General features: G+C 36.5%; 26 protein-coding genes and 2 pseudogenes. 1 reads left to right on the forward strand and 27 read right to left on the reverse strand.

Annotation, left to right across the window (positions count from 1 at the left end):
* Window positions 1-282: 282 nt before the first annotated feature.
* The 5 genes and pseudogenes from IPM34_01795 to IPM34_01815 all read right to left on the reverse strand — a co-directional run bounded on the left by IPM34_01795 (window position 283) and on the right by IPM34_01815 (window position 5,655).
* A complete protein-coding gene (locus IPM34_01795; protein ID MBK8954278.1) occupies window positions 283-1,512 on the reverse strand; it encodes an MFS transporter in 1,230 nt (409 codons plus the stop codon).
* 167 nt (window positions 1,513-1,679) lie between these two features.
* Window positions 1,680-2,981, reverse strand: a pseudogene (locus tag IPM34_01800) (sulfatase-like hydrolase/transferase).
* Between the two features lie 274 nt (window positions 2,982-3,255).
* Window positions 3,256-3,807: a DUF4287 domain-containing protein gene (locus tag IPM34_01805; protein MBK8954279.1), complete on the reverse strand. Its 552-nt coding sequence runs from the start codon at window positions 3,805-3,807 to the stop codon at window positions 3,256-3,258.
* Between the two features lie 110 nt (window positions 3,808-3,917).
* Entirely contained in the window at window positions 3,918-4,514 is a 597-nt protein-coding gene (locus IPM34_01810) for a hypothetical protein (protein ID MBK8954280.1), read from the reverse strand.
* A 223-nt stretch (window positions 4,515-4,737) separates the two neighbouring features.
* On the reverse strand, window positions 4,738-5,655 hold the full coding sequence (locus IPM34_01815; protein MBK8954281.1) for an alpha/beta fold hydrolase: 918 nt from the start codon (window positions 5,653-5,655) through the stop codon (window positions 4,738-4,740).
* 162 nt (window positions 5,656-5,817) lie between these two features.
* Between IPM34_01815 and IPM34_01820 the strand changes: the two genes are divergently transcribed.
* Complete coding sequence (locus IPM34_01820) at window positions 5,818-6,195, forward strand: outer membrane beta-barrel protein (protein MBK8954282.1); 378 nt, start codon at window positions 5,818-5,820, stop codon at window positions 6,193-6,195.
* 222 nt (window positions 6,196-6,417) lie between these two features.
* Here IPM34_01820 and IPM34_01825 read toward each other — a convergent pair whose 3' ends face one another.
* The 22 genes and pseudogenes from IPM34_01825 to IPM34_01930 all read right to left on the reverse strand — a co-directional run bounded on the left by IPM34_01825 (window position 6,418) and on the right by IPM34_01930 (window position 23,940).
* Window positions 6,418-6,666: a tetratricopeptide repeat protein gene (locus tag IPM34_01825; protein ID MBK8954283.1), complete on the reverse strand. Its 249-nt coding sequence runs from the start codon at window positions 6,664-6,666 to the stop codon at window positions 6,418-6,420.
* Complete coding sequence (locus tag IPM34_01830; protein MBK8954284.1) at window positions 6,618-7,283, reverse strand: DUF2911 domain-containing protein; 666 nt, start codon at window positions 7,281-7,283, stop codon at window positions 6,618-6,620. The genes IPM34_01825 and IPM34_01830 overlap by 49 nt, the downstream gene beginning before the upstream one ends.
* A 113-nt stretch (window positions 7,284-7,396) precedes the next feature.
* Entirely contained in the window at window positions 7,397-7,741 is a 345-nt protein-coding gene (locus IPM34_01835) for a hypothetical protein (GenBank protein MBK8954285.1), read from the reverse strand.
* Window positions 7,742-8,048: 307 nt separating this feature from the next.
* Window positions 8,049-8,915, reverse strand: coding sequence for a class D beta-lactamase (gene blaOXA / locus IPM34_01840; GenBank protein MBK8954286.1), 867 nt, complete (start codon window positions 8,913-8,915; stop codon window positions 8,049-8,051).
* A 469-nt stretch (window positions 8,916-9,384) separates the two neighbouring features.
* Entirely contained in the window at window positions 9,385-9,783 is a 399-nt protein-coding gene (locus IPM34_01845) for a VOC family protein (GenBank protein MBK8954287.1), read from the reverse strand.
* Between the two features lie 344 nt (window positions 9,784-10,127).
* Complete coding sequence (locus IPM34_01850) at window positions 10,128-10,523, reverse strand: hypothetical protein (protein ID MBK8954288.1); 396 nt, start codon at window positions 10,521-10,523, stop codon at window positions 10,128-10,130.
* A gap of 8 nt (window positions 10,524-10,531) precedes the next feature.
* Window positions 10,532-10,945 (reverse strand): helix-turn-helix transcriptional regulator, encoded by a 414-nt coding sequence (locus IPM34_01855; protein MBK8954289.1) that lies wholly within the window; start codon window positions 10,943-10,945, stop codon window positions 10,532-10,534.
* A gap of 705 nt (window positions 10,946-11,650) precedes the next feature.
* Window positions 11,651-12,637, reverse strand: coding sequence for a cytochrome-c peroxidase (locus IPM34_01860; GenBank protein MBK8954290.1), 987 nt, complete (start codon window positions 12,635-12,637; stop codon window positions 11,651-11,653).
* Window positions 12,638-12,781: 144 nt separating this feature from the next.
* Window positions 12,782-13,549, reverse strand: coding sequence for a hypothetical protein (locus tag IPM34_01865; GenBank protein MBK8954291.1), 768 nt, complete (start codon window positions 13,547-13,549; stop codon window positions 12,782-12,784).
* 413 nt (window positions 13,550-13,962) lie between these two features.
* Window positions 13,963-14,127 (reverse strand): hypothetical protein, encoded by a 165-nt coding sequence (locus IPM34_01870; GenBank protein MBK8954292.1) that lies wholly within the window; start codon window positions 14,125-14,127, stop codon window positions 13,963-13,965.
* Window positions 14,128-14,976: 849 nt separating this feature from the next.
* On the reverse strand, window positions 14,977-15,411 hold the full coding sequence (locus tag IPM34_01875) for a PKD domain-containing protein (GenBank protein MBK8954293.1): 435 nt from the start codon (window positions 15,409-15,411) through the stop codon (window positions 14,977-14,979).
* Window positions 15,412-15,628: 217 nt separating this feature from the next.
* Window positions 15,629-16,096: a DUF1772 domain-containing protein gene (locus IPM34_01880; protein MBK8954294.1), complete on the reverse strand. Its 468-nt coding sequence runs from the start codon at window positions 16,094-16,096 to the stop codon at window positions 15,629-15,631.
* 257 nt (window positions 16,097-16,353) lie between these two features.
* Window positions 16,354-16,569, reverse strand: a complete 216-nt coding sequence (locus IPM34_01885) for a hypothetical protein (protein MBK8954295.1) — start codon at window positions 16,567-16,569, stop codon at window positions 16,354-16,356.
* Window positions 16,569-17,408: a hypothetical protein gene (locus IPM34_01890; protein ID MBK8954296.1), complete on the reverse strand. Its 840-nt coding sequence runs from the start codon at window positions 17,406-17,408 to the stop codon at window positions 16,569-16,571. The genes IPM34_01885 and IPM34_01890 overlap by 1 nt, the downstream gene beginning before the upstream one ends.
* Before the next feature lie 203 nt (window positions 17,409-17,611).
* Window positions 17,612-18,043 carry an ester cyclase gene (locus tag IPM34_01895; GenBank protein ID MBK8954297.1) on the reverse strand — a complete coding sequence of 144 codons (432 nt, stop codon included), beginning with the start codon at window positions 18,041-18,043 and terminating at the stop codon, window positions 17,612-17,614.
* Between the two features lie 535 nt (window positions 18,044-18,578).
* Window positions 18,579-18,800: a serine hydrolase gene (locus IPM34_01900; protein ID MBK8954298.1), complete on the reverse strand. Its 222-nt coding sequence runs from the start codon at window positions 18,798-18,800 to the stop codon at window positions 18,579-18,581.
* 675 nt (window positions 18,801-19,475) lie between these two features.
* A complete protein-coding gene (locus IPM34_01905) occupies window positions 19,476-20,921 on the reverse strand; it encodes a carbon-nitrogen hydrolase (protein MBK8954299.1) in 1,446 nt (481 codons plus the stop codon).
* Between the two features lie 156 nt (window positions 20,922-21,077).
* Window positions 21,078-21,386, reverse strand: a complete 309-nt coding sequence (locus tag IPM34_01910; GenBank protein MBK8954300.1) for a hypothetical protein — start codon at window positions 21,384-21,386, stop codon at window positions 21,078-21,080.
* A 211-nt stretch (window positions 21,387-21,597) separates the two neighbouring features.
* Window positions 21,598-21,969, reverse strand: coding sequence for a hypothetical protein (locus IPM34_01915; GenBank protein MBK8954301.1), 372 nt, complete (start codon window positions 21,967-21,969; stop codon window positions 21,598-21,600).
* Window positions 21,902-22,276: a hypothetical protein gene (locus IPM34_01920; GenBank protein MBK8954302.1), complete on the reverse strand. Its 375-nt coding sequence runs from the start codon at window positions 22,274-22,276 to the stop codon at window positions 21,902-21,904. Before IPM34_01920 ends, IPM34_01915 begins: the two co-directional genes overlap by 68 nt.
* A gap of 198 nt (window positions 22,277-22,474) precedes the next feature.
* Window positions 22,475-22,883 (reverse strand): annotated as a pseudogene (locus IPM34_01925) (SRPBCC domain-containing protein).
* A 919-nt stretch (window positions 22,884-23,802) separates the two neighbouring features.
* Window positions 23,803-23,940, reverse strand: a complete 138-nt coding sequence (locus tag IPM34_01930) for a hypothetical protein (protein MBK8954303.1) — start codon at window positions 23,938-23,940, stop codon at window positions 23,803-23,805.
* Window positions 23,941-24,493 lie beyond the last annotated feature (553 nt).

Genomic DNA, 24,493 nt, shown 5'->3' on the forward strand with positions numbered 1-24,493 from the left:
AATAACCCCTGTTCAGAGTATATGGAGTGATATGTGCCGTACTGCTTACTTTTTAACAGACCTTTTGATCAATAATCATGTGCTAATATGAGGTAAAAAATTCCATAATCAGAAAATGAAATAATAATTTAATTTCAGTTTGCAATTGATGTATTGGATAGCCGGATTGTTAATTCTCTACATTTCTATTTCAATATTTTTCTCATCAAAACTTAGGAATATGGTATCTCCTGGTTTCAAATCGAATCAGGATACGTTTGGTGTTGCATTTACTAATTTTTATTATTGAGATTCTTGCTTAGGCGAAAAAGGCTTCCAATACATTTTAGGTTTTGGCGGGCACGTTTTTCCACTTCTGAGTAATGCAATCAAACCCAATACCGGTCCCAAGGACAACAGGAAATAAATATTTCTTGGATTCATGCTATCTTGTAATATATTCAATAGCTGAATACTCATTATGGTTATTGAAAACCCAAGACAGTTTACAATGGTAAGTGCGGTTCCTTTTAATTCAGCCGGGGCATTTTGTGCTACCAAGGTGGAGAAAAGAGGGGAATCCAAAATGACAACCATTCCCCAAAAAAGAAGAAATGCTAAGAACAAATATTCTGATTTTGTTTGAAACATCCATGGAGAAACAAGGCAGCATATACACGATAATAGTAGCGCCATGGTCGCTGTTCTTTGGGTACCCGTAATTTGTGCCAAATAACCGCCTATGATGCATGCAAGGCCACCGATTCCAATAATCATGAACGAGCACAAAGAAATGTTAAAAGATGTTTCATTGTGCTCCAGGCTATATGTTTTCAGCATAACCGGCACAAATGCCCAGAAGGCATATAATTCCCACATGTGACCAAAATAACCGAAAGCGACAGAACGGAATTTATGATTCTTAAATACATCAAAAAATGCCGATAAATTGAATGCTTTCGCCGCAATCCGATAAGGACCATCGGGCACAAATATCAACATCAATAATCCTCCGAGTGCAGCAAGAGTTGAAGTTAAAACGAGAACAAGTTTCCAAGGAAATGCTTCGGTAATTTCTTTTAACAGGTGAGGAAATGCTGTTCCCAAAACCAGTGCACCGACCAGGAATCCAAGCGACTTTCCGAGCCCTTTTTCATGGTAATCTGCAGCTATTTTCATACCCACAGGGTAAATCCCGGCGAGAAAGAAACCAGTAATGAAACGCAACGAAATGATACTTTCTAAACTATTCCCTTCCCAGATTACTGCTAAGTTGGATACAGAGCCCAGTAAAGCACAGCTCAGGAATACTTTTGATGGCGAAAAACGATCTGATATGGTAAAAATTGCAAATGTAAGTGTACCGAAAATAAATCCAAATTGTACCGTGGATGTCAGGTGACCTAAAGCTGAGCTTTTTAGCTTAAAATTTTTAATTAGGTCATTCATGACACCATTCCCGGCAAACCAAAGCGATGTGCAGCAAAATTGTGAGATTATAATTGTTGGAAGAATTAATTTAGATGTCTTCACATATAATCGCATTCAATGGTAAACAATGGTTGATCTTTTCAAAGCATACCTTTTGGGGAATATTGCAAAATATTTCGAGTAGCGCTTAATTTTGAACAAATCATATTGCTGAACTAAAAATATTTGATTCATTTTGTATCCATAATCTTTTTGGCTAGTCAATTCAATTACCGTCTTATATTCTTTAACTCTTGTTCTAATTCCAATTTTATAATTTCTTCGAAAGGAGATAACACCCCATTCAATAAATCGACTTTTTCGTATGGATCATTGGTCAAATGGTAAAAGGCTTTATCACCATTGGCATTTTCAATGAGTTTGTAACTTCCATTGCTGATGGTCCAGCTGTCTAATGTTCCATCATTCATTTCCGAATACAGAAACTTTCGAATCTGTTTGGATTGTGTAAATAGCGATTTAAAGCTCTTGCTGTCATTATACTCGGGTATGTTAATTCCGGAAATTTCAGCAAGGGTTGCAAAAAGGTCGGTTCCACAAACCAAATTGGTGTCTGATCCGATACGGGATACTTCTGGCCCGGAAATAAACATTGGGACGTTAATTCCTCCCTGAAACAATGTATTTTTTTACAGTGGAGCTCGTATAAGGACTTTGAGCAACCTGATTAGGCGTTCCGTTGTCACCTATAAATATGATGATGGTATTATTTCTTTCATTCTCCGGAATGCTATCGAGTAATCTACCTATTTGATAGTCTATGGCCTCAATAGCTGCCAAATTATAAGGTATGGGGTCCATGCCTTGAGTAAATACCGGTAAATTTCCCTGAGTGTGCATTTCAGCAGGAGGTATATGGAAAGGTGCATGGGGTGCATTGTAAGCCAACCAAAGGAACCAGGGTTTTGATTGGGCATTTATCCATTGAATGGATAAATCGGTAAATACTTCTGTGGTATATTTGGTTTGCAAACTCACAGACCCATCTTCAGAAAATTGCCATTGATAATAGTCATCTGCCACACCTTTGATCAGACCAGCATAATAATCTATTCCAAATTGTTCGGGATTGAAATTCGCATTATTCTGGACAGATGCCATTTACCGATCAGGGCACTTGCATATTTTCCATTTGTCTGGTCCTTGATATATTTTTGAATTACGGTCTCATTTGTATTCAAAACATCTGAAACACTTTTCATTCCCGTTCTGTAACCATATTTACCTGTTATTATAGACGCCCTTGTTGGTGTACAAATGGGATTAACCCAAAAATTATGGAATGTCAATCCGCTATTTCTGATACGATCTATATGAGGGGTCGTTGGCTTTAGTGCACCTTCGCTATATCCTTTGATGGCGTCTTTACCTAAATCGTCAGCGATGATCAACAGAATATTTGGAGATTCATTACCCGGAGCAACGTTATCATCATTATTTGAACATGAAGTAGAGGTTACTATTGCCAGGCCGCAAATCCATAGGAACAGAAGAGAATGGAATGTATTCATAAGTTTGCAATTGGTCAGGGAGTACCATTATAACAAGCAATATTATATAGAAAATCGCAAGCCCAAAGGTAAATATTAACCAATTGACCATCCCAAATCACCTGGCTGAGTATGCCCAGGACACTCATATAAACCGGCCGATTTCGGCAACTCCCGGTTTTCGCCAAAAGGGCCATAAATACCAAAGCCATCCAACATATAACCCATAAATTCAGAATGACCACTTTGATGAGGGTGAATATGGTTTTGTTGGTCTTGAGCCGGATAATGATACCTATCCGGCGTTGTCGTAAGCTTTCTTAATCCATAGCAATACTTCTTTATCGATCTCTTTTATATCGGAAATATTCATTTTGTGGGAACACATGGAATTGGGTTTTTCGGCTAATAGTAATTTTGTGGGTTCCTGGCCTTTTAAGTTTATACCAATTTCAAAACGTGTTTTAGTCGCTGGATTGAGAATGGCAAACTGCTTTTTTCTCCGCAAACTCACATACGTATTTTTGGGAGCAATTTCAACATCGTTTCCAAAACTCAGAATTTCAGTTATTAATTTGTCGTAAATCGGTTTGAAGTGTTCTTTGCCTTTATATTGACTAATGATTAGATCATCGGTGTTTTCAGCAGAACCAGCATCTGTTGCTTTTGCTTTGTGTGCTACCAGATTGGCAAAGCCATGAGTAAATTCGTATTTTTCTTTTAGGAACTTGATGATATCGCCGTGTTTTTCAAAATTTTCTTTAGTTACAATTTCAATCCACTGTTCTAAAGTTTTACCTGTGTTTTTGTGCAGATTGTCAATCATTGTTTGCGTTGCTTTGTCCATAATATTTTAATTTTCCGAATATTTATCTTATTTGTCAAATTCTATTCCATAATTCCTGTTGTATTGGTTTTGGATTGACCATTATAAACGGCCGAGAGCAATAAGTGTTTTCAGCTTTGGTTTTCATTCAATTCCTTTCCAACCCTTCTTAAAACGACAAGTAATGGTCTTTTTGTATGTTCCATCATTTTTTTAAAAAGAGGAAATGATTCGTCCATATTTATGACTTCTAAAAATTCCAAGGTGAGGGAAATATCTATAAAGAGTTTCTCTGTTTTTAAAAGTGCAATGCATTTTTTATTAAATTCATTAAGTCCTTCCAATTCGATTATTCTTTCTTTTAATTTTCTTAATGTCATTTCTTCATCAAATGGGCTGTCCTGGTTTACCTGCCTTTTAAAACATTCAGTAATATCAAAATAGTAGTTTTCTATCTGGCTTATCTCTTCAGTTTCAGTTAATTGTTTTGTTTCAATTTTTATCTTGTCTATAATCTTATTGTTTTGAGTAAGTAACTCTTGTCCTAATTTTTTCCATTGGATCCGTCTCCCTATACCTAAACATTCAAGAATGATATGTTCGGTTCCGACATAATCATTAATCCCTTCTCTGTGAATGATGATAGCATTTTCTAAGGAGTTACCGAATCCACCTGAAATGGGAAGGGATATTCTGAAATCTTTTTTTAATAATTCTTGAAGCGTCATTATATAAGGTTGGTTTATTTTACATGACCGCAAAGAGAAATCTGTATTTATTCTTCCATTAAGAATTCAAAGGTACGCTGTATGTTTTATGATAACGCTGGCTGCGAATGGCGACTCCATAATTCTTAATAAACTAAAAGCAGCTCTTCCGGATATTTTGAAAACGATGTTTGCCATAGGCTTAAAATTCAATTCAGTTGTTTTGCGGATCCATCGGCTTGATTTAATTTATAAAACTGCTTATCACCTTGATCAGATCTTCGTGAAGCGGCAAGTCCGGTTTATTATATGTAGCGAAATTTTCAATTGCATTTGGCGAGCTCTTGCGCAATACATGATTCATCTCTGGTATCAATGCAAAATTTGATAAAGGCGATTCCTGGCTCAGCGCCTGAGCTCCTTCCACCGTGATTTGAAGATCCGATGATCCTTGAATGATCAATATAGGGCAGTTTAATTTTTTGATCTCCTTTCTGGGGTCGTAATTCATGAAGGAAATAAAGTAATCCTGAATTCTGGGATTGAACAAACTGTAAAGATATTGTGGAACACTATCCACTTTGACACCTTTTTTGAGACTATCGAGAATTGGAAAGGACGCATCTTTTACCATTTGCGGCTGATTGGCCAATTGACGCTTCACGGTGGTGTGAGCATCTTCCGACAAACCAGCCAATGAAATAAATCTGTTTACTTTATTTTCCTGAATGGCCAACATGCCGACCAGCGCACCCTGGCTGTGACCTATCACCGTAATGTCCTCAAATGTATTCCTGAGAAATTTGATCCAAAGAATGGCATCAGAAACATATTGTTCGAATCTCAGGCCTTCGGCTGATAAAGAATCGGAAATACTCTTGCCCACACCTCTTTTATCACAGCGCAAAACCGCATACCCTTGTTCTGCAAGCCCCTCTGCCAGTTTTTTCAGACCGTCATTATGGTAGGTTGGCCGTGTATTTCCATCCCGGTCTGTTTTTCCCGAACCTGAAATGATGAGTATGGCTTTATTGGTTGTTGACTCCGGAGTGAGCAGGGTGCCATACAAATCCACATTTATCGCGGACACCACAACCTCTTGTTGTGAAAAGCAGGAGCCTGTTGTTACAGCGAACAGAAACAAAATGCATAAACGCTTCATAAATTTTTTCTATGAAATGGGTTGAGGTTGATAAAAGTAATTATTAATAGTCATTTACCTATCGGAATAATACTTTCAAATATACTAAAATATGTTTATGGCAAGTATTAGGAGTGAAATCGGGCTTACAATTATTTAAAAACTGAGGCTTGGTTAGAGCGCCTGGATAAGCTTAAACTTTTTACTGACGATTTACATTCTAGTTGTATTTATTCAAAGCAATTTGGCAATAATATTAGTATTTTTTGCCAAGTATATAATTTTCAAATGAAACTGAAGTTACCTTTTAAAACTAATTTACAGGTTGAATTCAGTTATAGAGGAATTTTTAGCAACCAATCTTCAATTAATTCTGATATGCCAACTACCAATGTCTCATTGTCAAGATATTTTTTAAAGAATAATAAACTCGAATTGAAATTTAGTATGTATGATATATTTAACGGTGGTAAATTATATGAGTACGAAATTAATCCAACGAATTCATTTAGAATTGCCACTGAAAACAATTTACACCATGCAATTATAAATTTCAGCTAATTATTAAAATGAGATTTTAAAGAACCGAAGAATTAAAGTGTACATAAATTATTTATTTGTTGCATTATTAAATTTGTTTAAATAATATTCTATTGGCTTTAAACAAAATTTAAGTCTTAATTCATTTAATATTTTTTTGTTTTCCAGGTTGGCGCAAATATGCCAAATAGATTCATTTGATTAAGCTCAAGTCAAATGATGAATAGAAAATGGGTAGCCTTATTATTTTCGCAAACGTTTAAGTAAAGTCGTATTTAGATTGATATACTCTTCTTTTAATTCTTCTCCCGCTGATTGCGCTAGTTTCAAGGATTTTTCTGCAGCTTCAATTGCTTGATCTATATCTCCTGTCCGTTCCAAAATCAGTGCCTGGCGGTAGAGCATTCCCAGGTGGTTTGGATTTTCATTTATAGCGAGTTGCATCAATTCAGCGGCACGTTGAATATCGATATTATTTTCAAAATAGAACATGGCGGCTTTGAAATAGGGCTTTCGACCTTCAACCAATAAACTTTCTTCCAATTTGGGAACAACTGTTTTAAGCAGGTCAATGGTAATTTGTATGGGCACTCTTGTTTTTCCCAGTTTAAAGATATTTCGGCAGAATTCGAACTTATATTCTCAAAGTTTATGGTAAATGTCTCACAGTGTTTCTCCATTTTTTCTGGCCTTGCAAAAAATCGCAACGCATCATTTTCTATTTTGTAAGAATATGATCCCCATTGTGATTTGCTTTTTTGCAGAATGATCGTCCATTCCTGAACGTTTGGAATGGTGAATAACTCGTAAGTACCTGAATCCAGAGCTTGATTATTTAAGGATACCGGAGTTGAAAAATATAACTTAGTGCTTGCGTCGGATCCGGTGCGCCAAATTTTACCTAAAGGGACTAAACCTCCAAATATTTTTCGTCCTTTTGTATTGGGCCGGTTGTATTCTACTTTAACATGGGTAGATGCAACTTGTTGGTTGATGATCGCTCGCGAATTGGTAGATGGCAATTCAAACAAAGTCTGTGCAGACAAATATGGTGTAGTACAGACCACCGAAAGAAGCATGCAGAGGAAACAATTAAATATATATTTCATTATTAATATTGTTTGAAGTATTTTAATTTAGTTGAATTATTGAATTTGAAAGGAATGGTCGAATTCGAATGACATTATGTTCTCATGTTAATTCTTGGACATTATTACGATTATTATTTTAATTCAGTTAATTCCTTAAAGGCAGGTGGTTCAGTTGGGACCAATTCAATATTTCCTGTTTCCAGGTAGATAGATAATCTGTCTGCTAAAATTTTGCAACCTTCATTAAAGGTGTGGATGTTTTCTATGGTGGCCCTGAAAGGTTTTACATAGTCACCAATGAATTTGCCATCTGCCAGCCATATCAATTTGTAAAGAAAACAATCATTTTCTTTCGTCAATTCCGCAATACAGGTTGCTTCGTCGTTCGCAATAACTCTTTGGCTTTTTCCGACAAAAAAATTTCTGTAGTCCTCCAGATCATAGAAAAAGGTGTCAATGAGATTGTATTTGTTCATTTGCACTCAGTATTAGTTATTTTTATGTAGCAATAAAATTACGAAAAATTCAAGTACTTTTTTAGACAAGTTCAACTTGAAGTCCTGGACAGACTGTTTAAAAACGACAGCGTTAAACCCAAAGTTAAGAATTCATTTCTTAATCGGGGAAGGCAGATTCCTTAAAATTGTTATGCAAGAAAGGCCATCAATGTTTCATTTCAAATTGCAGATTGCCGGATGTGGAGGCGGCCATGTTAATTGAGTATGAGGCATTTTTCACTGGCAGAGAGGAGCCTCATTTATTAGACATAAATGGCAATTCGGGTTATTTATGATTCGTTATGCCGCCTTCCTGATAATTCACTTTCTGAAGCAATTTGAGTTCGTCAAATATTTTAGAAACAATTTCTGTCCTGGCGTTGTCAAAACTAATTGCACGATTCACATCATTTAAAAACGGGCTTTCTATTTGGATACAATTAGTAAAATAATAAACATGGTCTTTTTTTTCTATATAGCCAATATACCAACCAAGGTCTTTGTTGCCATGTCCGCCCCAACCAGTTTTACCTCTTATAACGTAATCTAATGTATCTTTTGTAATCATTATGTTTTTAACAATATCAACCGAACGTCTGGAAAAAGGAAGTTGATTATCATGTAGCCGTTTCAGAAAGTTAATTTGTTGTTTCGGAGAAATAGACAGTCCACCGGTTAACCAAAACTGGTCAATGCCACCAGAGGTGTCTGCATTGCCATAGTTAACTTTGTCAAGCCAGTATTTTATCTTTTCTCTACCAACACGTCTTGCAAGCTCTTGATAATACCAAACGGTAGAATTCGCGAATGCTGTCTTCAGGTCGTGGTCTTTATCCCAGACTGGATTTCTTACTACACTATCCCATTGAATCACAAAGTGCTCGTCTTTTATGACTCCAGTCTCCAGTCCGATAAGTGAATTACAAATTTTAAATGTTGAAGCAGGTGAAAAAACCTGTTCGTATTGGCCTTGGTTGTAAAAAACATACTGGTCTGCTTGCGGGTCGTAAAGCACAAAAGAACCTTCAACATGGAACTGGTCATAATACTTTTTAAAGTCATTGCGAATTTCAGACTTCTGTTTGTGCTTACAGTTAGTATGTCCGAAGACGGATAAAGTCAATAGGAATAGGGTCTGTTTTACTATCGTCATATTGTTGCTGTTAAGCTCTAGGGCATGCTATTGTGTTAGTATTTTATTATGTCCGGCCTGGTGCCGCTGCTGATTTGGAAAACTAGTGATGAAGATGACAGTAATAGCATATAGAATTCGGTCGACTGGATATTGGTTGATAGTGGTATGAAGTTGAAAATAAGTGGGTCTGCCTGGGTAGCAGCAAATTTCTTGTGACTACTTAGAATAAATATAAAACTTGTGTTATCTAAGACAAACTTATATGCAGCGGCAGTTGTGGGCTATTTCCTTTCTATGATTTATCTTCATTCTTTTTATGATCAACCATATACCAACCTACCAGTACAATGACTGCAAATAATCCCGCAAAAATTGCTATCTTCATATGGTTTTTTATTTATTGTTCAATTAATATGTTTGCGTTTTTCAAATATACTTGTTTAATGCCCAAATTTTATATTTTTTATAGAATAATTCTTTAATTTTCTCATTTCCAAATTTTACCATCCATATCCAGCCAAGGTCCATAAGGCTCATTCTTTTTCGGGTCAGAGCCAAATCGAATTACATTCCCATCAATATCTTCAACTTGCATTTCCATAGCCCAGAAAAAATTTGTGGGCTCTTGACGAATAAATGCCCCGCTCCGCTTATACTCCTGAAAAAGTTGTTCTGTATCACCGACGCCAATATATATCCAGGCTTTTCCTTGTCCTTGATCGCCTTCGCAAAGCAAAATATTTGCTTTACCTCTGGTTACTGAAGCAAAATTATTTTTATGTACCCAATCTACTGAAAAACCTAATTTATATTGATAATAATCAAGACTGTTTTCAAGCTTAGTTACCCGCAAAATAGGGGATGCAGTATGAAAATTCATATTCATTTTGTCAAATACTGATTTGGAACATTTCTTAAAGGACAGGTGGTTTTATAAAGTTTTTGCATTAATTTTTAAACATTTTCACTTATGTCTTTTTCGCTTCTATGCATCTGTGGGAAGAGCCCCATCATGGAATAGCTGATTGGATTTACCGAAGGGAACAGCGTTTCCCAGCCATACCCTTTGCCCCAAATAATTCCTTGAAAAGTTATATCCAATTTGGTCGATTTTGGAAGCAAAAAGTCAAGCATTGGTTTTGAATAATTGTTGTTTTGATTTACTGTATGAAAAATTAGAGTTTGCCCGCCAAAACCAAATTCGTCAATTCCTGCTTTTGCATTAATATCTTAATTTTCATCAATCAATACCTGCGAACAGAATAGATGATTGGATTCTGCACAAATGGATAATAATGTAACATCCTCCAATGGAGTAAATGCACTTTTAATGGTATATCTTTTCGAAGCAACATCAGGATTGTTGGAAATAATTTGTTTTAGTGTAATGCTATCGTTTAATAAAACTGCATGCAAGGGCAAGTTTTCAAACACTAACCCAAATTCAACAAAGACTTTTACACATTCTATAAAGTTTTCACTTCGCAAATTACCGGTAATAAACTCTTCAAATAAAGTTCTTCCATGAACAATCTGATTGTGACTAAGCCCATTTTTAAAGCATTCTCGAATTCCATTTACAGAATGTAACTCTAATGCCCTAATAATCTTTATATTATCATCCATTTAAGATACTAGGTAGTTTCCGGTTCAGTCGTATTGACCAGATAAATAATCAAAACGGGTAGAATATAAAAATACCATGCCATACCAAATTTTAGCAGAAAGCTAAACACGAGAAGTAAAAGAATGTAAATTAAAAAACTATATTTCCTAAGAATACTTTTGAAAGAATGTTGTGTCATTTTGAATTCAGATTCATATTGATTTTTCGAACTTATTTTATATTGACTGATAAAGTTCGAATAGTCCACTTCTAACACAGTCAATATGGCTTGCAAAGTGTAGCTTCGAGGAATTACTTCCCCTGCTTCAATCCTTTGCAAAGTCCTTACATTGATATTGCATTTAGCGACTAAGTCTTCCTGAGTCAACCCTTTTGCTTTTCTTAACTCAGCTAAATTTAAACCTAAAACTTGATGTTTCATATTTTATAATATAATTTTAGCAAAATTACTCTGAGGGAACTATTATTTCAAAGAGATTTTACGATCATTTACCTGACATTTACCCGACTTTTAGAAATTATAGGCTTATAGCCGTTTATATCAGGCAGTTTCTGGTTTTATGTACGATTGGTTTTTCATGACTAACTGTGGCATTCATTCAGAGGAAAATAACAAAGAGAGACAACTATGAACTTAACAAGCAGTTGAAACATCATTTAATTCCAGCTCATGTTCATTTAAATAATTTATATCGTGTTGAATTGAATAAGCTATTTTACTTTTTGAGTTAAATTTACAGTAATCAGTATCAAATCTATTATTTAATAGTTTTTTTTAACTAAACCTCTGGTCTCATTTTTGGGGGGCATTACAGCAACAAATAGCAAGGATTATTAATTAATTAACTTGTAAACTTTATTAGGAAGATACATTTTCTCTTCAGCTGAGTGAAAGAACACGCTCATCACGTCTTCTAAAACGTGTATTTCCTTATACTGTACTTTTGTGGTGGACATGGATTGAGCATTGGCGCTTGGTGACGCGGCGCAATACGCGCATGCGAGGGCTAAAAGGACTGGTAATTTTAAATTTAATTGAATGATTTCTGAACTGTGATTTTTTAAGATTGCTTTGATGTTCACGAAAATCATAAAAGCTCAAAAAAATCAAAATTCAAGCGAATTTTTACGGTTTCTGAAAACGAACGTCTCGGATAAAATCATCGTCTGTCAGCGTTTTCAAAAACGCAATGATTTGAGATTTTTCCAATTCGGTCAAGGCGATGCCGAGTTGACCGTTTTGCTTCAAAATCGGGTCGAGTGTAGGCGAATCTTTCACCCCAGAATTGTAATGGTCGAGCACCGACTGGAGGGTATTGAATTTGCCGTTATGCATGTACGGCGGTGTTTTTTCCACGTTTCGGAGCGATGGCACGTTAAATTTGCCAATGTCTTCGGGGAAAGTGCTGACTAGGTTTCTTCCAGCATCGTTAGAAAAATCGTCCAAAATGCCATTATTTCTGAAACTTTGGTCGGTAAAAAGGTCGGTCGCATGGCAGGTCGAGCATTTTCTTTTAAAAATATTTAGTCCGGCGATTTCGTCTGATGAAAGTGTGCCGCCCGATTCGCCGCGTACGAATTTGTCGTAGCGACTGTTCGCACTGACCAGCATGACCATGAACTGCGAAAGGGCTTTGAGCATCGTTGCACCCGTCACGGTGTCTTGGCCTCGGAAGGCTTTTCGAAAGAGTGTAGGATACTCGGCATGACGGTTGAGTTTCCTGATGACGTTGGCGGGCTTTTCATCCATTTCGACAGGGTTTTGGATTGCATTGAGCGGTACGAGGTCGAGCAACGACACGCCACCGTCCCAGAAAAATGACGTTTTCCAAGCCATATTTTGCACGGGTTGGGCATTTCTATTGCCAAACAGTCCGTCAATACCGTGACTCGTGACGTGATCAACGTGACTGAAAGCCGAAAAACTGATGTGGCAATCTGCGCAGGAAATTGTGCTGTCGCGGCTGAAAATGGGATCGTAAAATAACAGCCTGCCAAGTTCAAAACCTTCCTGCGTGAGTTCGTTTTTGAAAAATCGTAGGTTGGCGCGGGCATGTTTGCCGGGCTGGAAAATTTGATGACCTCTGTGGTAACGGGGTCGTCTTTTTCGCATGATGTTGCGGTGTACAGCAGTGTTGCGAGCAGGATAAATTTACTTATTTTTTCCATTTTCAATTATTTATGTAAGTCTAAACTATGATTTTGATGATGTTTTACTTGGATTGAACATCATCAAAATCATAGTTCAGTTGATCTATTACTCGTGGTTATGAACATGGTCAAGTTTGAACATGTCCGCGTAGTTATCAGCAATAAATTTTGAAAACGCCCCAGCGTGTGAGGTCGGATTAACCGCCACGCTTATGTTGGTCGGCGAGGTGAACATCTCCAAAATATCCACATAAACATGGAATATAGGAGCCTCGATGTTACGGCGTACTTTGGCAGCCTCGTTGTGGCTGTGGATTTCGACGTTTTTGAGGTTGTTCAATGTCGGCTTGTCCTTCCCACCGAAAAGTCCCGTGTGGTATTGGATTGTGTTTTCGCGCGTCATAGTGTCAAACGGTGCCTGCGGCGAAGTGCCTTCAATTTTCACGAAAATGTAACCACTGTTCCAAGCCCAGTACATTCCCGCAGCCCCGGCAGCGGGGTCTAGTACACCCGTGCGCTGCGATACGTCAGAAACACTTTTCGCGCTGTCCACGCCGATGGTGAAGCGAACTTCCTCGTAATCACCCGCCGGAACGCCGTTGATGGTGATTTCGCGGGTTTCGGCATCGTCGTGTTTGCAGAGGAAATAACAGGAATCTTTCGGCACAACGTATTCGGTTCCGTCGGTTTTGACAAAGATAAAATTCGAAACGTAGTAGTTGAATGTGCTGAATTTGAGCGTTTCCCCGGCAGCGTTTTTGTAATCGTTGCCGAAAACGAGAGGGGCATTGCCAGCGCGGTTGTCAAATTCGAGCGTGACTGAACCGGTACCGCTTAAATCTTCATCGTCCTTATTGCAATTGGTAAAAACCAATGCGATGCTAATGAGGGCAAAAAGCCCATAAATGAGTTTTTCATTTTTGAAAATTTTAAAAATTATTTAAATTAAAAAATTGATTATGAATTAGTTATAATAGGTTTGGACAATTTTTAGAGTCCTATTTTTCATCATTGCCAAGCTGTCAATCAAGGTCGTAACTCCAGGATCGTAAATCGCTTTCATCGTCTATACCAACATAAAGCCGCTATTTCGGAGCGGCAGTCAGAAAGGCAGAAGGCGTATTCCGTGTGGAACATCACCCCAGAGCGTATTTTTCGCCCCAGTTATCTTTCAAATACGCCAGCTCCATATCCATATCGTCTTTCACGCATGTCGAAGTCCATTATTTTCCGTCGTCCGTGAATCGTTCGCTGGCAGGGATGGCTCATTACTTTTCCAAGAAATCCTCAACTTCGTAACAATTCGTTGGAGGCAACACTCATTTGATTCCCGCTGATGTTTTGCGCAAATGCTGTTTTGTCGACAAATACAGTTTTACCATGAAGAATATCCTGAATTCTATTTCTTGTAACGATTTGAAAGTACAAAGTGGGATGGATGTACCAGATCACCCTTTGTAAGATTGCAAAGCAATGAAAATCAGGCCATTATTAGTCTAAACTAAAGAATTCATTACAAGTCTGGGTGGTCGAAAAATACCATTGACAAATTCGGATGTGAAAGGTGTTTGATTGGCAAAGTTTGGTTTTCGCTTGTGTGCCCAGCGTTTAGGACTTTGAAACAACCAACTGAAATTGTCACTGCAGTATAAGACCTGCTGTTGTTCCTTCAGTTTGTAGGGTATTTGTTTTCTCTCAGTTTCTTCTTCTTCCTCCTTTATTCTTTGCATCAAGATGCACTTCCCTTTGCATTTCTTTTTAGGGTTGTCACGGTTGATGCAAAGGACTTTAGCAATGTAGTCTTGATTGATTTTGAAGGAAAATAATATCCATACCTTGCTAAAAGATTGTAGCATGATTAATAAAGCAAGGAGTATATATATTATATTTTTCAAATATTCTTCTATTCAACGCAAAAATACCTTATCTCTTTATATTATTTTCATACTTTTTGTTTTATTTTGAATGCAGAAAACGCTTTGCAGATTTGCGATGATCTGGTTTATTTCAATAAATGTTCATGCGGAGTCCCGATAATTGTGGAGATAAATTTTCAGCTCATTCATAACTAGCTTAGGAGCAAGAAATTTCACCTTTTGCTAATATGATGTTAGCATTAGTAAATCAATCCACAACCATCTTTCAATTTATTACAAAAATTGTCTAAATATCCACGCCAATTGGTGAATGGGAAGGCTAATTGATTTTGACTGTTTTGAGAGAGAATATGTAAAAAGAATGTGTTAAAATTTAGATACAGATACATTTTTTGGGCATTTACAATCGCGCCTTACTTCTTAGTTATTGATCATGCTCTCCTCCTCCAAATATGCAAAGCACCAGAATTTCATGGCTTGCCTTATGTGTGTTGCCACGAGCATCGGTAATGGTCAGCGTAATGGTGTAGTATCCGTGCTTCTCGTATTTGTAATTTGGATAAGCTTTTATTGAAGTATCGCCGTTGCCGAAATCCCAATGGTAGGAAACAGCATTAACAGAGTTATTGGTCAGCAATAAGACATCTTTTTCATCAACCTCGTTGTTTACATTGTTAATCGTGAAATCTGCTTTTGCTCTGTTTAATGTGTTGATATCTTGATTGTCTGCTTTATCGCTTTTAGGCACATAGGACGACTCTTGATTTGCAGGAATAAAATCATCTTCCAGCTCCTGTTTGTTGCAGGTAGTAAAGATGGTAAAAGAAATCAAGGCGGAGTAAAGGAAAATTTCTTTCATATCTATGGAAAATTTAATTGAGCTATAAATTTAAGGCTTTGCTGAGATATTACAAAATATTTGCCATGTTTTTATAAAAAGTTAATGACCTTATCAACCATTTTAATATAGTTTTTAACTCGGGTTTTATGCTCTTTTTAGCGCCCAACGTCATAATAAATGACGAGGCCTACCTTTTGAAGACCAGGATCGTTTTATGCAGTGTTAGTGGTGTTTTTTAATCTTTCTTTATGCTAATCCATACGATGAGTAAAAGAGCAACAATGGCCGTTAAAGTCCTAATTTCATGATAGGTCCACCACTTATCCCTTAATTCCATCCAGTTGGTTGGTGCAACATTCATATCCCACGTCATGATAATGCTATTTATTGGTTGATTTCCAAATTTGGTTGTAAGACCACTTATGAGTAAAAAGAAAGTTGCTATCAAAAGAATTGCAAAAGTTCTTTTTTCCTTTTTGTGTGTGATGGCAGAAGTTAAAGTTAATAGAATAGCAATCAGTCCGAGAATTGGCATAAGCGTATTTAAGTCGTTGATTGCACTTTGCTGTTGCTCAATAAATGTTGGAGCCGATAAATCTTTTGGATTATAGCCAAGCCATATTCCAAAGATGGTACCTGCTACTAACGCTACCATAACAACGGTGATAAATCGAATAATAGAATTTGTCATTTTGTTTAACATGTTCGGATTTCATTTGTTACTTAAAATTTATCCGATTGTGATTTGGTAATATTACTTTTAACATTTTGTAAATAGACCTAAGCTGTTTTCCGAAGCTTCCAGCGTTTATACCCGGAAAAGCATACTTAAAGATAAATGTTTACTAGCAAAGTGCAAAATAGAAGCGCTCTCCGGTGCTCTTTAATTCAGCAACAAGCGATGACCGGGTCCACCCGCTTACATTTATTTTCTGGTGGCAATTGCTTTTCGTTCCTTCGTCAGGGTGCAAATTTTTCAAATGATGTCCCATTAAATTTAAATGCTCCATTTTCGTGTGTTCCAAGCCATAGGTCCCCATTGTTGTCTTTGTAAATACTGAATAAGGTAATGTCTAATGAATTCTGCTGAACTGCAAAGTGAGTAACTTTCGTCCCATCATATTTCCAAACACCGTTGCGATAGGTTACAAACCACAAATTATTATTATTGTCCATTACTGTTGAAAGATACTCATCCAAATCGCTATCTTTTTCCCGTCTAAACCGCCGATGCTTTTATGTCTTGTGTAAAATTTATTGCTTTTTAATGTAGCGTTGTCATCGACAGTATAACGATATTCGGTATTGAACCAAAAATCGCCATTTTTATCTTCCGTAATTGAGCGTACTCCGTTTGCGCCTTCGTTCCGAAATTCAGTCACATCCTCTTCTGTAATCCAGTCAAATGATTTTCCATTGTAACGACACACGCCAACCGGGTTCGTTCCAAACCAAATGTTTCCTTTCCGGTCTTTGTAAATGCTATAGACATCAAAGGGATTGGATAAATTTGGTGGATTGGGAAACTGTAATTCAAATAAAGTAGTGCCATCATAGCGATATACTTTCCGCGTATTTCCATATGAATATTTAAACCACATGTCTGTGGATTCAAGTTTCCAGTTTTCACCGGGAATTGCCTTCAAAGTTGTGAATGTCTTTCCGTTGAACTTTGATATTTCAGACCTTGCGTTTGCACTGGCAAAATAGATGTTACCCTGTTTATCTTCTTTTATTTCATCAATTCTGTTGTTTAACAAACCGTGTTTAGTTGTGTAATTCACCAGCGTCTGCCCGTCGTATTTATACATTCCTTTTTCCCAACTCCCGAACCAATAATTATTCTTTTGGTCCTGATAAATGACCATGATGCTGCTTCCAAGTTCTTTTACGGTGTCGCCTTTTGCAAATGAATCACTTAATGGGTCTGCCGTATTTTTTTGATGAGAGATTTGCCCATAACACGAGCTCAATAAAGTTAAAATGCCTGGAAATAAAAATGTGTTTAATTTCATTGTTGTTGGTTTGATATATACATGGTCTTCAAAGAGCCACCGCTAAAGATTTGGGACTTGGCTACAGTGGCGATTTTCACTACAAATGTGAGTGCGGAGAACCAAACATTGATTAAATAAAAATGTTTCTGTGGAACACTGAACAACAACTTTTGCCTAACCCGTGTTAGCGGTTCGTACTTCTACGTTTTTCAGCGGGGCTGTCATTTCTGTTCAAGTTGCATTTTCAGTCCGAGGAGGTCAACTTCGTTCCATGATTTTGCGAATCGTCCGTTCTCCACTTTATGTATTACAATTCCTGTGACGTTAACTTTTTTTCCTGTCGCAGGAATACCCATTAAAAAACCTTTGTGTGTAGCTGTTGCCTCAAAGCGAAATGTCACATAATCGGTGTCAGCAATGAGGTGAGTGATGTTGAACTGAATGTCAGGGAAAGCGTTACGGTATTGTTCTACAAAATACATAGCTCCTTCAATTCCTTTTGGTTGGTCAGGAAAAGTCGGGTTGCCGTCTACCCAGTCCTGAGCAAAAACCTGGTCAACCACTTCCTTATTCCTGTTGTTATTCCACCCGTCCAAAATCCAAAGTCGGACGAGTTGTTTGTTTGCCTCAATTTTTTGGTTTACGCTATCCATATGGGTGTCGCTTGTTATGGTTTGCTTTGATTTGTCTGAATTGTTACAAGCGGTCTGAAGAAAGCAACTTACAATTAGAGTTGTCGCAAAAAAAAATGAGTTGTCTTTTCATTTTTATCAATGTTTTTATTGAAGCACTGTCGTCATAGCATGACCGCTCAGGGTTGCAGAATAGCGATGTAGCGGCATCGAAGCCTGCAATCTGACAACCTGCGACAAATTTAGTTGGGAGATGGCACTTTCCCAAACCGAAAACCAGCCAAATTGCTTAACCTGCAGTTATGGGTTCGTTCTACTATCCTTTCGCAGTCCATATGCCCAAAGTTTGCACAACTATTTATACATGGTTATTATTTTTTTTCTAAACATCATTGCAAGCATCAACATGGCCAGGGGTGCTGTAATAGCCCAAGGGAAACCGAGTATAAGAAGCTTTTCCGAAAATTCCGGGTAGAAATATACAAGGGCAATCAAGGGTGTAACAAGCGAATTTGCCCAGAAAGAAATCCTAAGCCATTTTGAAAAACCCTCTTTCTCAAAGACCGGAATTGCTACAAAAGTTGCCAACTAAGTCTTTTGCAAAACTTGTTGAATCCATTCCTATGGGATCAAAGATGAATTTATTAAACAATGTCTCACCTCTTAGTTTTATAACGCGTTCAGCAAGTATACCAAGTAGTTGTACAGATTCATTGGAATAGGAAAACCTTACATCCGGAAAGGTGTCCGGTATTAAATTCAATGCTAACCTATTCATGTCTGGTTGAGAAAGTATTCCTTTGGCACTTGGTCATTTAAATCCACCTGTCATTGTCAATAAGTATTTGACTTTAATTTGATGAGGACATCCAATTTCCCATTCTGGCAAATAGCTGCAAACAAAATAATCTTCACTATTTAAATAACCCTTGTCAAACAGAATCCCAATTAAGTTACCTGACCAGGATTTTACCATGGAGGCAGTTCCCATAAATGGTGTATTACAGTTAGACAAAGTTGAATCTATCGAAATATTTTAATAGTCTGTCCTGCACCAATGTGATATAATTTCACCCTCAATACTGAGCAGAATTTCATCAGCTTTTGATTCATGGCAATACCTTATCAGTTTGTTTAAGTTCTCTTTATTAACTTCCTGGGTAAATAAAGAAGCTTGCTGCATTAAAAATAAAAGTATAAGGTTCTTCCACATGTTGAAGGGTTTGATAATTTCCGCTTGATTCTTGGAGATTTTCTAGGTGTACGCATTTTGCCACGATTCTTAATGCTCAAAACTGAACTGGCTACCAGCACAAAACCGTTTGTAAGGTGCGAAACCACGTCTATTTCCAATTTGCTGATGTGCTGCTTTTCAGATTCTAATCAATCTTATTAGTATCCATTATAACGTACAGGAATCAGTTTTGTCTTTTTAAAGTTCTAATTGGATCAACTACACTTTATACTGCTTACCATTATCATTATACCTGATGGTATATATATCCTTTCTTCGATCATTCCACGGTTGAACGCTGCCATAATGCCGATTTCTTATCAATAGATTTAAATCTAAATCCTGGAAAATAAGTGTTTCCGAATTCAGGGGTGCTTCTGTTGCAATTCCTTCTCTGCTGAACTCAACATCAGAAGGAGTGAATACAGCGGATTGTGCAAAATGAATGTCTAAATTTTCTACTTGAGGTAAATTACCCACACAGCCTGCAATAACAACGTATACTTGATTTTCAATAGCACGGGCTTGGGAGCAATATCTTACTCTTAAATAACCACGCCTTTCATCTGTATTAAAGGGAACAAAAATAATTTGAGCTCCTTTGCTTACGGCTATTCTTGCTACTTCCGGAAATTCAACATCATAGCAAATGTTTATACATATTTTTCCAATATCCGTATCAAATACTTCAACATCTCTTCCCGGTTTTACTCCCCACCATTTTTTTTCATGTGGGGTAATGTGTAATTTGTATTGCTTTCCGATTTTCCCATTTCGCTGAAATAAATAGGAAACATTGTACAAATCATCATTTTCAATAAGAAAATGGGATCCAGCAATAATATTAATATTATATTTAATAGCTAATTTAGAAAATAGATCTTCATATTGTGTTGTGAACTGATCTAATTGTCTGATTGCAGTACCAGGAGATTTATTTGGAAGAAATGATAACAATTGCATTGTAATCATTTCAGGGAAAAGCACAATGTCACACCTGTAGTCAGACGCTATATCCACAAAGTATTCACAGTCGCGGGCAAATTCATCAAAATTATTTATTACTCGCATCTGATACTGCACAGCACAAGCCCGCACATATCGACTGCTTTTTTTCTTGTTAGGATCTGCCTTATAACTTAAGTTAATCCACTCCAAAAATGTCGCATAACCGCAAGATTCTTTATCATTAGGATAATAATTGGGTAAAAGACTTTTTAAAGCAAAACCATTTGCAATTTGAGCAGTAAGTACGTTATCATATATTTTCCGATCGATAACTTTCTCAACATATTTTTCAGCTGATAATTTATCGGAGTATTTATGGTAATTTGGTATCCGTCCGCCTATAGCAATGCGTTTCAGATTTTTCTCTTTAACTAGTTTTTGTCTCGCCTCGTACAATCTTCTGGATAATTTCATCCCTCTAAATTCAGGAAGAACCATTATTTCAATTCCATATAATGTCTCTCCAAGTGGATCATGATTGGTAATCATGCCATGATCCGTCAATTCATTCCAGGATTGTGTTTCAGAATAGTTATCGAAATTTAAAATCAAACTGCTTGAGGAGGCGACTAATTGTCCGTTGCACTCAATTCCAATCTGACCTTCTTCAAAAATACGGATCAAACTTGTGTACTGTTCTATGCTCCAAGGCTTCATACCCGGAAAGCATTTTAGCTGGATATGAATCACTGCATCAAAATCATCCAACTTTAACTTTCTTACTTTAATTTTTTTATCATAGCTCAATGTAGTTTTTTATAACAACAAAATAGAAACAAATAAATATATTAGAGGCATTTTAGATAATAAAGGCTATATTTTTATTTTTCGCAGAAAAAACAAACTAGACAAAGACACAACAGACATTATTAAAAAAGCACTGCTATAATTAAATGAAACAACAAGAATACCTGTAAGCCATACGACCCATGATTCACATGCATTGGTCGCAGCCATGAATAGGCTGAATTCGGTCGCTCCCAGTTTTGGATTTGTTACATCCATAAACAGTGCATACGAGGAAGTTGTAAACATCCCTATGAAGAAATACATCCACGCAAACAAAGCCAGTAATGAAATGTGAGATGCGCTTGGATAAAAAAGCCAGTAAATGAAATACATATTATAGTGAATACAAAGCCACAAAGGAAAACGATTACAGATTTTTTTCTGCTCATTTTATCTGACAAAAATCCGCCTGCTACTCCACCGATCAGCATTGCAACTACAACGGGGATACTAAAGAAAAATCCTATGATTTCGGAATCAACTTGTTTATCAGTAAAATAAACACCACTCATCCCTCCAACAGACTCAAAGGCTGCAGCAGCAGTTAAAGCAAAGGCAATAACATACCATGTTTGTTTTTATAATAAGTTTCTTTAATATTATTTTTAAAATTAGTAAAACGGTCCTTTTGAATTCGTGAAATGTTTGGTTCTTTTATAAATAAGAGCAATAGCGTGACTACTAAAATGCAAGCAATCATTAATGAAATTGTGAATGGCAAGCCAAATTGGGGAATAAACATGAGTGCGACACCACCGAAAATACTTCTACCCAAAAGCATTCCCCCTTGCATAAACCCATTAAGTATTCCCTTTTCTTGTTTGGCTATTACATTAATTACTAAAGCATCAACAGCTACGTCCTGGGTTGCAGCAAATATTGAATTTAGTAAAAGTAAAACCCCCCAACAACACATTTCCAGTGATCGGAATAAATATGAGTGGAAATAGGCTGAGGCACATGAACAGCTGTGACCAAGCGATCCATTTCGTAAATCCTGAATGTGATGAGCGGAACATATCTACTAGAGGTGCCCACAAAAATTTAAGTACCCATGGAAGAGTAAGGATGGCAGTGAAACTTGCAATTGTATTTACTTCAACTCCGGCCTGACGTAGAATTGTTGGCATGGCCCACCAAATAAATCCGATGGGGGCACCTTCTGCAAAATAAAAGGCAAAAGCTATAAATCCCCGACCTGCTTTATATTCTAATAGATTCATGTTGAAATGTGCTTAAAATATCTTTTTGAAACTTGCTGCTAACGTTTACGGCCTTTGCGTTCGGGCGGATTTCGGATCATGAAACTGTCAATCTACACTAAAATTAAATAGAAGCACCAAGCTCCAAGTTTGCTCCATCATCCCGCCTGACGCAAAGCCCGTATTGGCGTTAGTTATTGTTTTGTTCAGATAATTCTTTCAGTTTTTATTCATTTCTTCAAATCCTTCTTTTGTGTTGTTGTCAAGTTGTTTTTGAATAAGGGGACAAGTATTCCTCTAAATATTTCACTTTGTCTAAAAGTAGTTGTTCCGTTTCCGTTGTCTATAATTTCAAATTTATTTTCTCCGTCAAAAATTCTGCAAAAACAAATGCCCAAGCCAAGATAATTCTTTGTTGGTTTTAAATGTTAGTATTTAGTTTAAAAGTCATTCCTTTTGCTCCTGAAGGTTCTATTCTCACTGTTATCACCTTACCAACATTTACATCTCCTTTTATGGATTTTATAAATGGATTCCAATTGGGATAATTCTCAAAGTCGGTAAGAATTGTCCAAACTTTTTCAGGCGTTGTATTTATTAAAATTTCAGTTTTAATTTCTTTTACCATTACTGTTGAGTTTAATAATGTGATTAAAATAATCGTTGTTAAATAATTTAGGGCACTTCTAAAAATCCCTGATAATTTGTTGTGTTCATTTTTTAATTCCTCTCCGCCTTGCAGGATACGCAGTAAACGCTGAGTTTAAAAATTCACACGACTCGTCTGAGGGGGTTTTTATAAGTCCCTTCTATTTAGCTTCATTTAAGTTTCCGCGGCAGAGGTTAAACAGAACAAGTATTTTGCTCTTCACCAAAATCAGGAAATCTTAAAAGTTTTATTTTATAATTCTTCTTAATGTTTCGAAGATCATTCCTGGCATTGAGGCAATGAATTGTAAAGGTACTTGATTTAAAAGTTCTATGTTATTTTAAAAAGAAATTATATATTTCTTCGGCTGGTATATACATAAATAACTAAAAATTCTGTCTTATACAATTGTAAAGCAACGCGCAAGAAACATTTTTCAAGGCATCGGTGTAAACAAGCCCAAAGTAAGATATTATCCCAATCTCTGCATTTGAATTGAAAGTATACAAAATATTGTTGATTATCAATGTATAATTTCCAATATATTGCAATAAAAAGGTGATTTCCAAAACACTATACAAAGCTTTAAGCTAAGAAACTGGATTCCATTGCATGAATTGGGACAATGCATAATGATTATGCCTTACCCTTCAGCCCTTACGCCTTACGCCTTTAAGCTAAGAAACTGGATTCCATTGCATGAATAGGGATTATATATTGTTCAAGTTCAGTCATATTTCGTCGGGTTTCGCAACATTACAGTTGTCGTTTTGCGATTTGGCAAAGACATTGCTTTGGAAAACGTAAGCCCGGTATTTGCACAAATGCCCAATAGAATTACAAATGCTGAACCTACAACTTTCAGCCCCGCTATGGCCATTGCGATGTTGTAGCATGTTTATTTCAAATATCCTATCCAATTGCCCTTGTTATCCAACTTCCATTCTGTTGGTAAGTGTTTTATTTGTATTAATTTTATATGATCTGAGTTATATACCACTTCTGCATCTGCGGGTTCTTCAATGTTACTCAGCATATAATTGTATTTTTGCGATTATCGACGTTTGTAATACTTTGTATTTTCATAGCGCGCTCTGTAGGTTCAGACTGAAAACAGGTCTATTGAGATAAATCACTTGAATTGAACGAAGTAATCAAGCGGTTTGATTTTAAAACCAATTTGCAATGTGCTCTGACATTACTTGTTAGATTAAATCTTTTCGTTGAAATCAATATTTTCTTTCATATTCTAGCAAATCGAGGTAGCTGCCTCTTTGTTTTGTTGTGCATAAATAAGCTTGTAACATCTCTTTGCCGTACAAAAGAGTACCAAATGCCGCCAAACTCACTAATGCTCTTTTCCATATTTTTAGTTCAATCACATTTTAGAATAGTGTAAACAACAATAAATATGAGTGGAAGTGTCAAATAGATAACGAACCTGGCCATTAACAGGGGTTCGTAGATTGTAGTAACAATAAATGAAAAATATTATATTTCCAAGCCAAAAGGTACTATTACTTAAACTAAATTGCTTTCTGTTTTTTAAAATTCAGTAAGAACAATATTGTACAACCTAATGGAAGCAG

Source organism: Saprospiraceae bacterium (genome assembly GCA_016716185.1).
GTDB lineage: Bacteria > Bacteroidota > Bacteroidia > Chitinophagales > Saprospiraceae > Vicinibacter.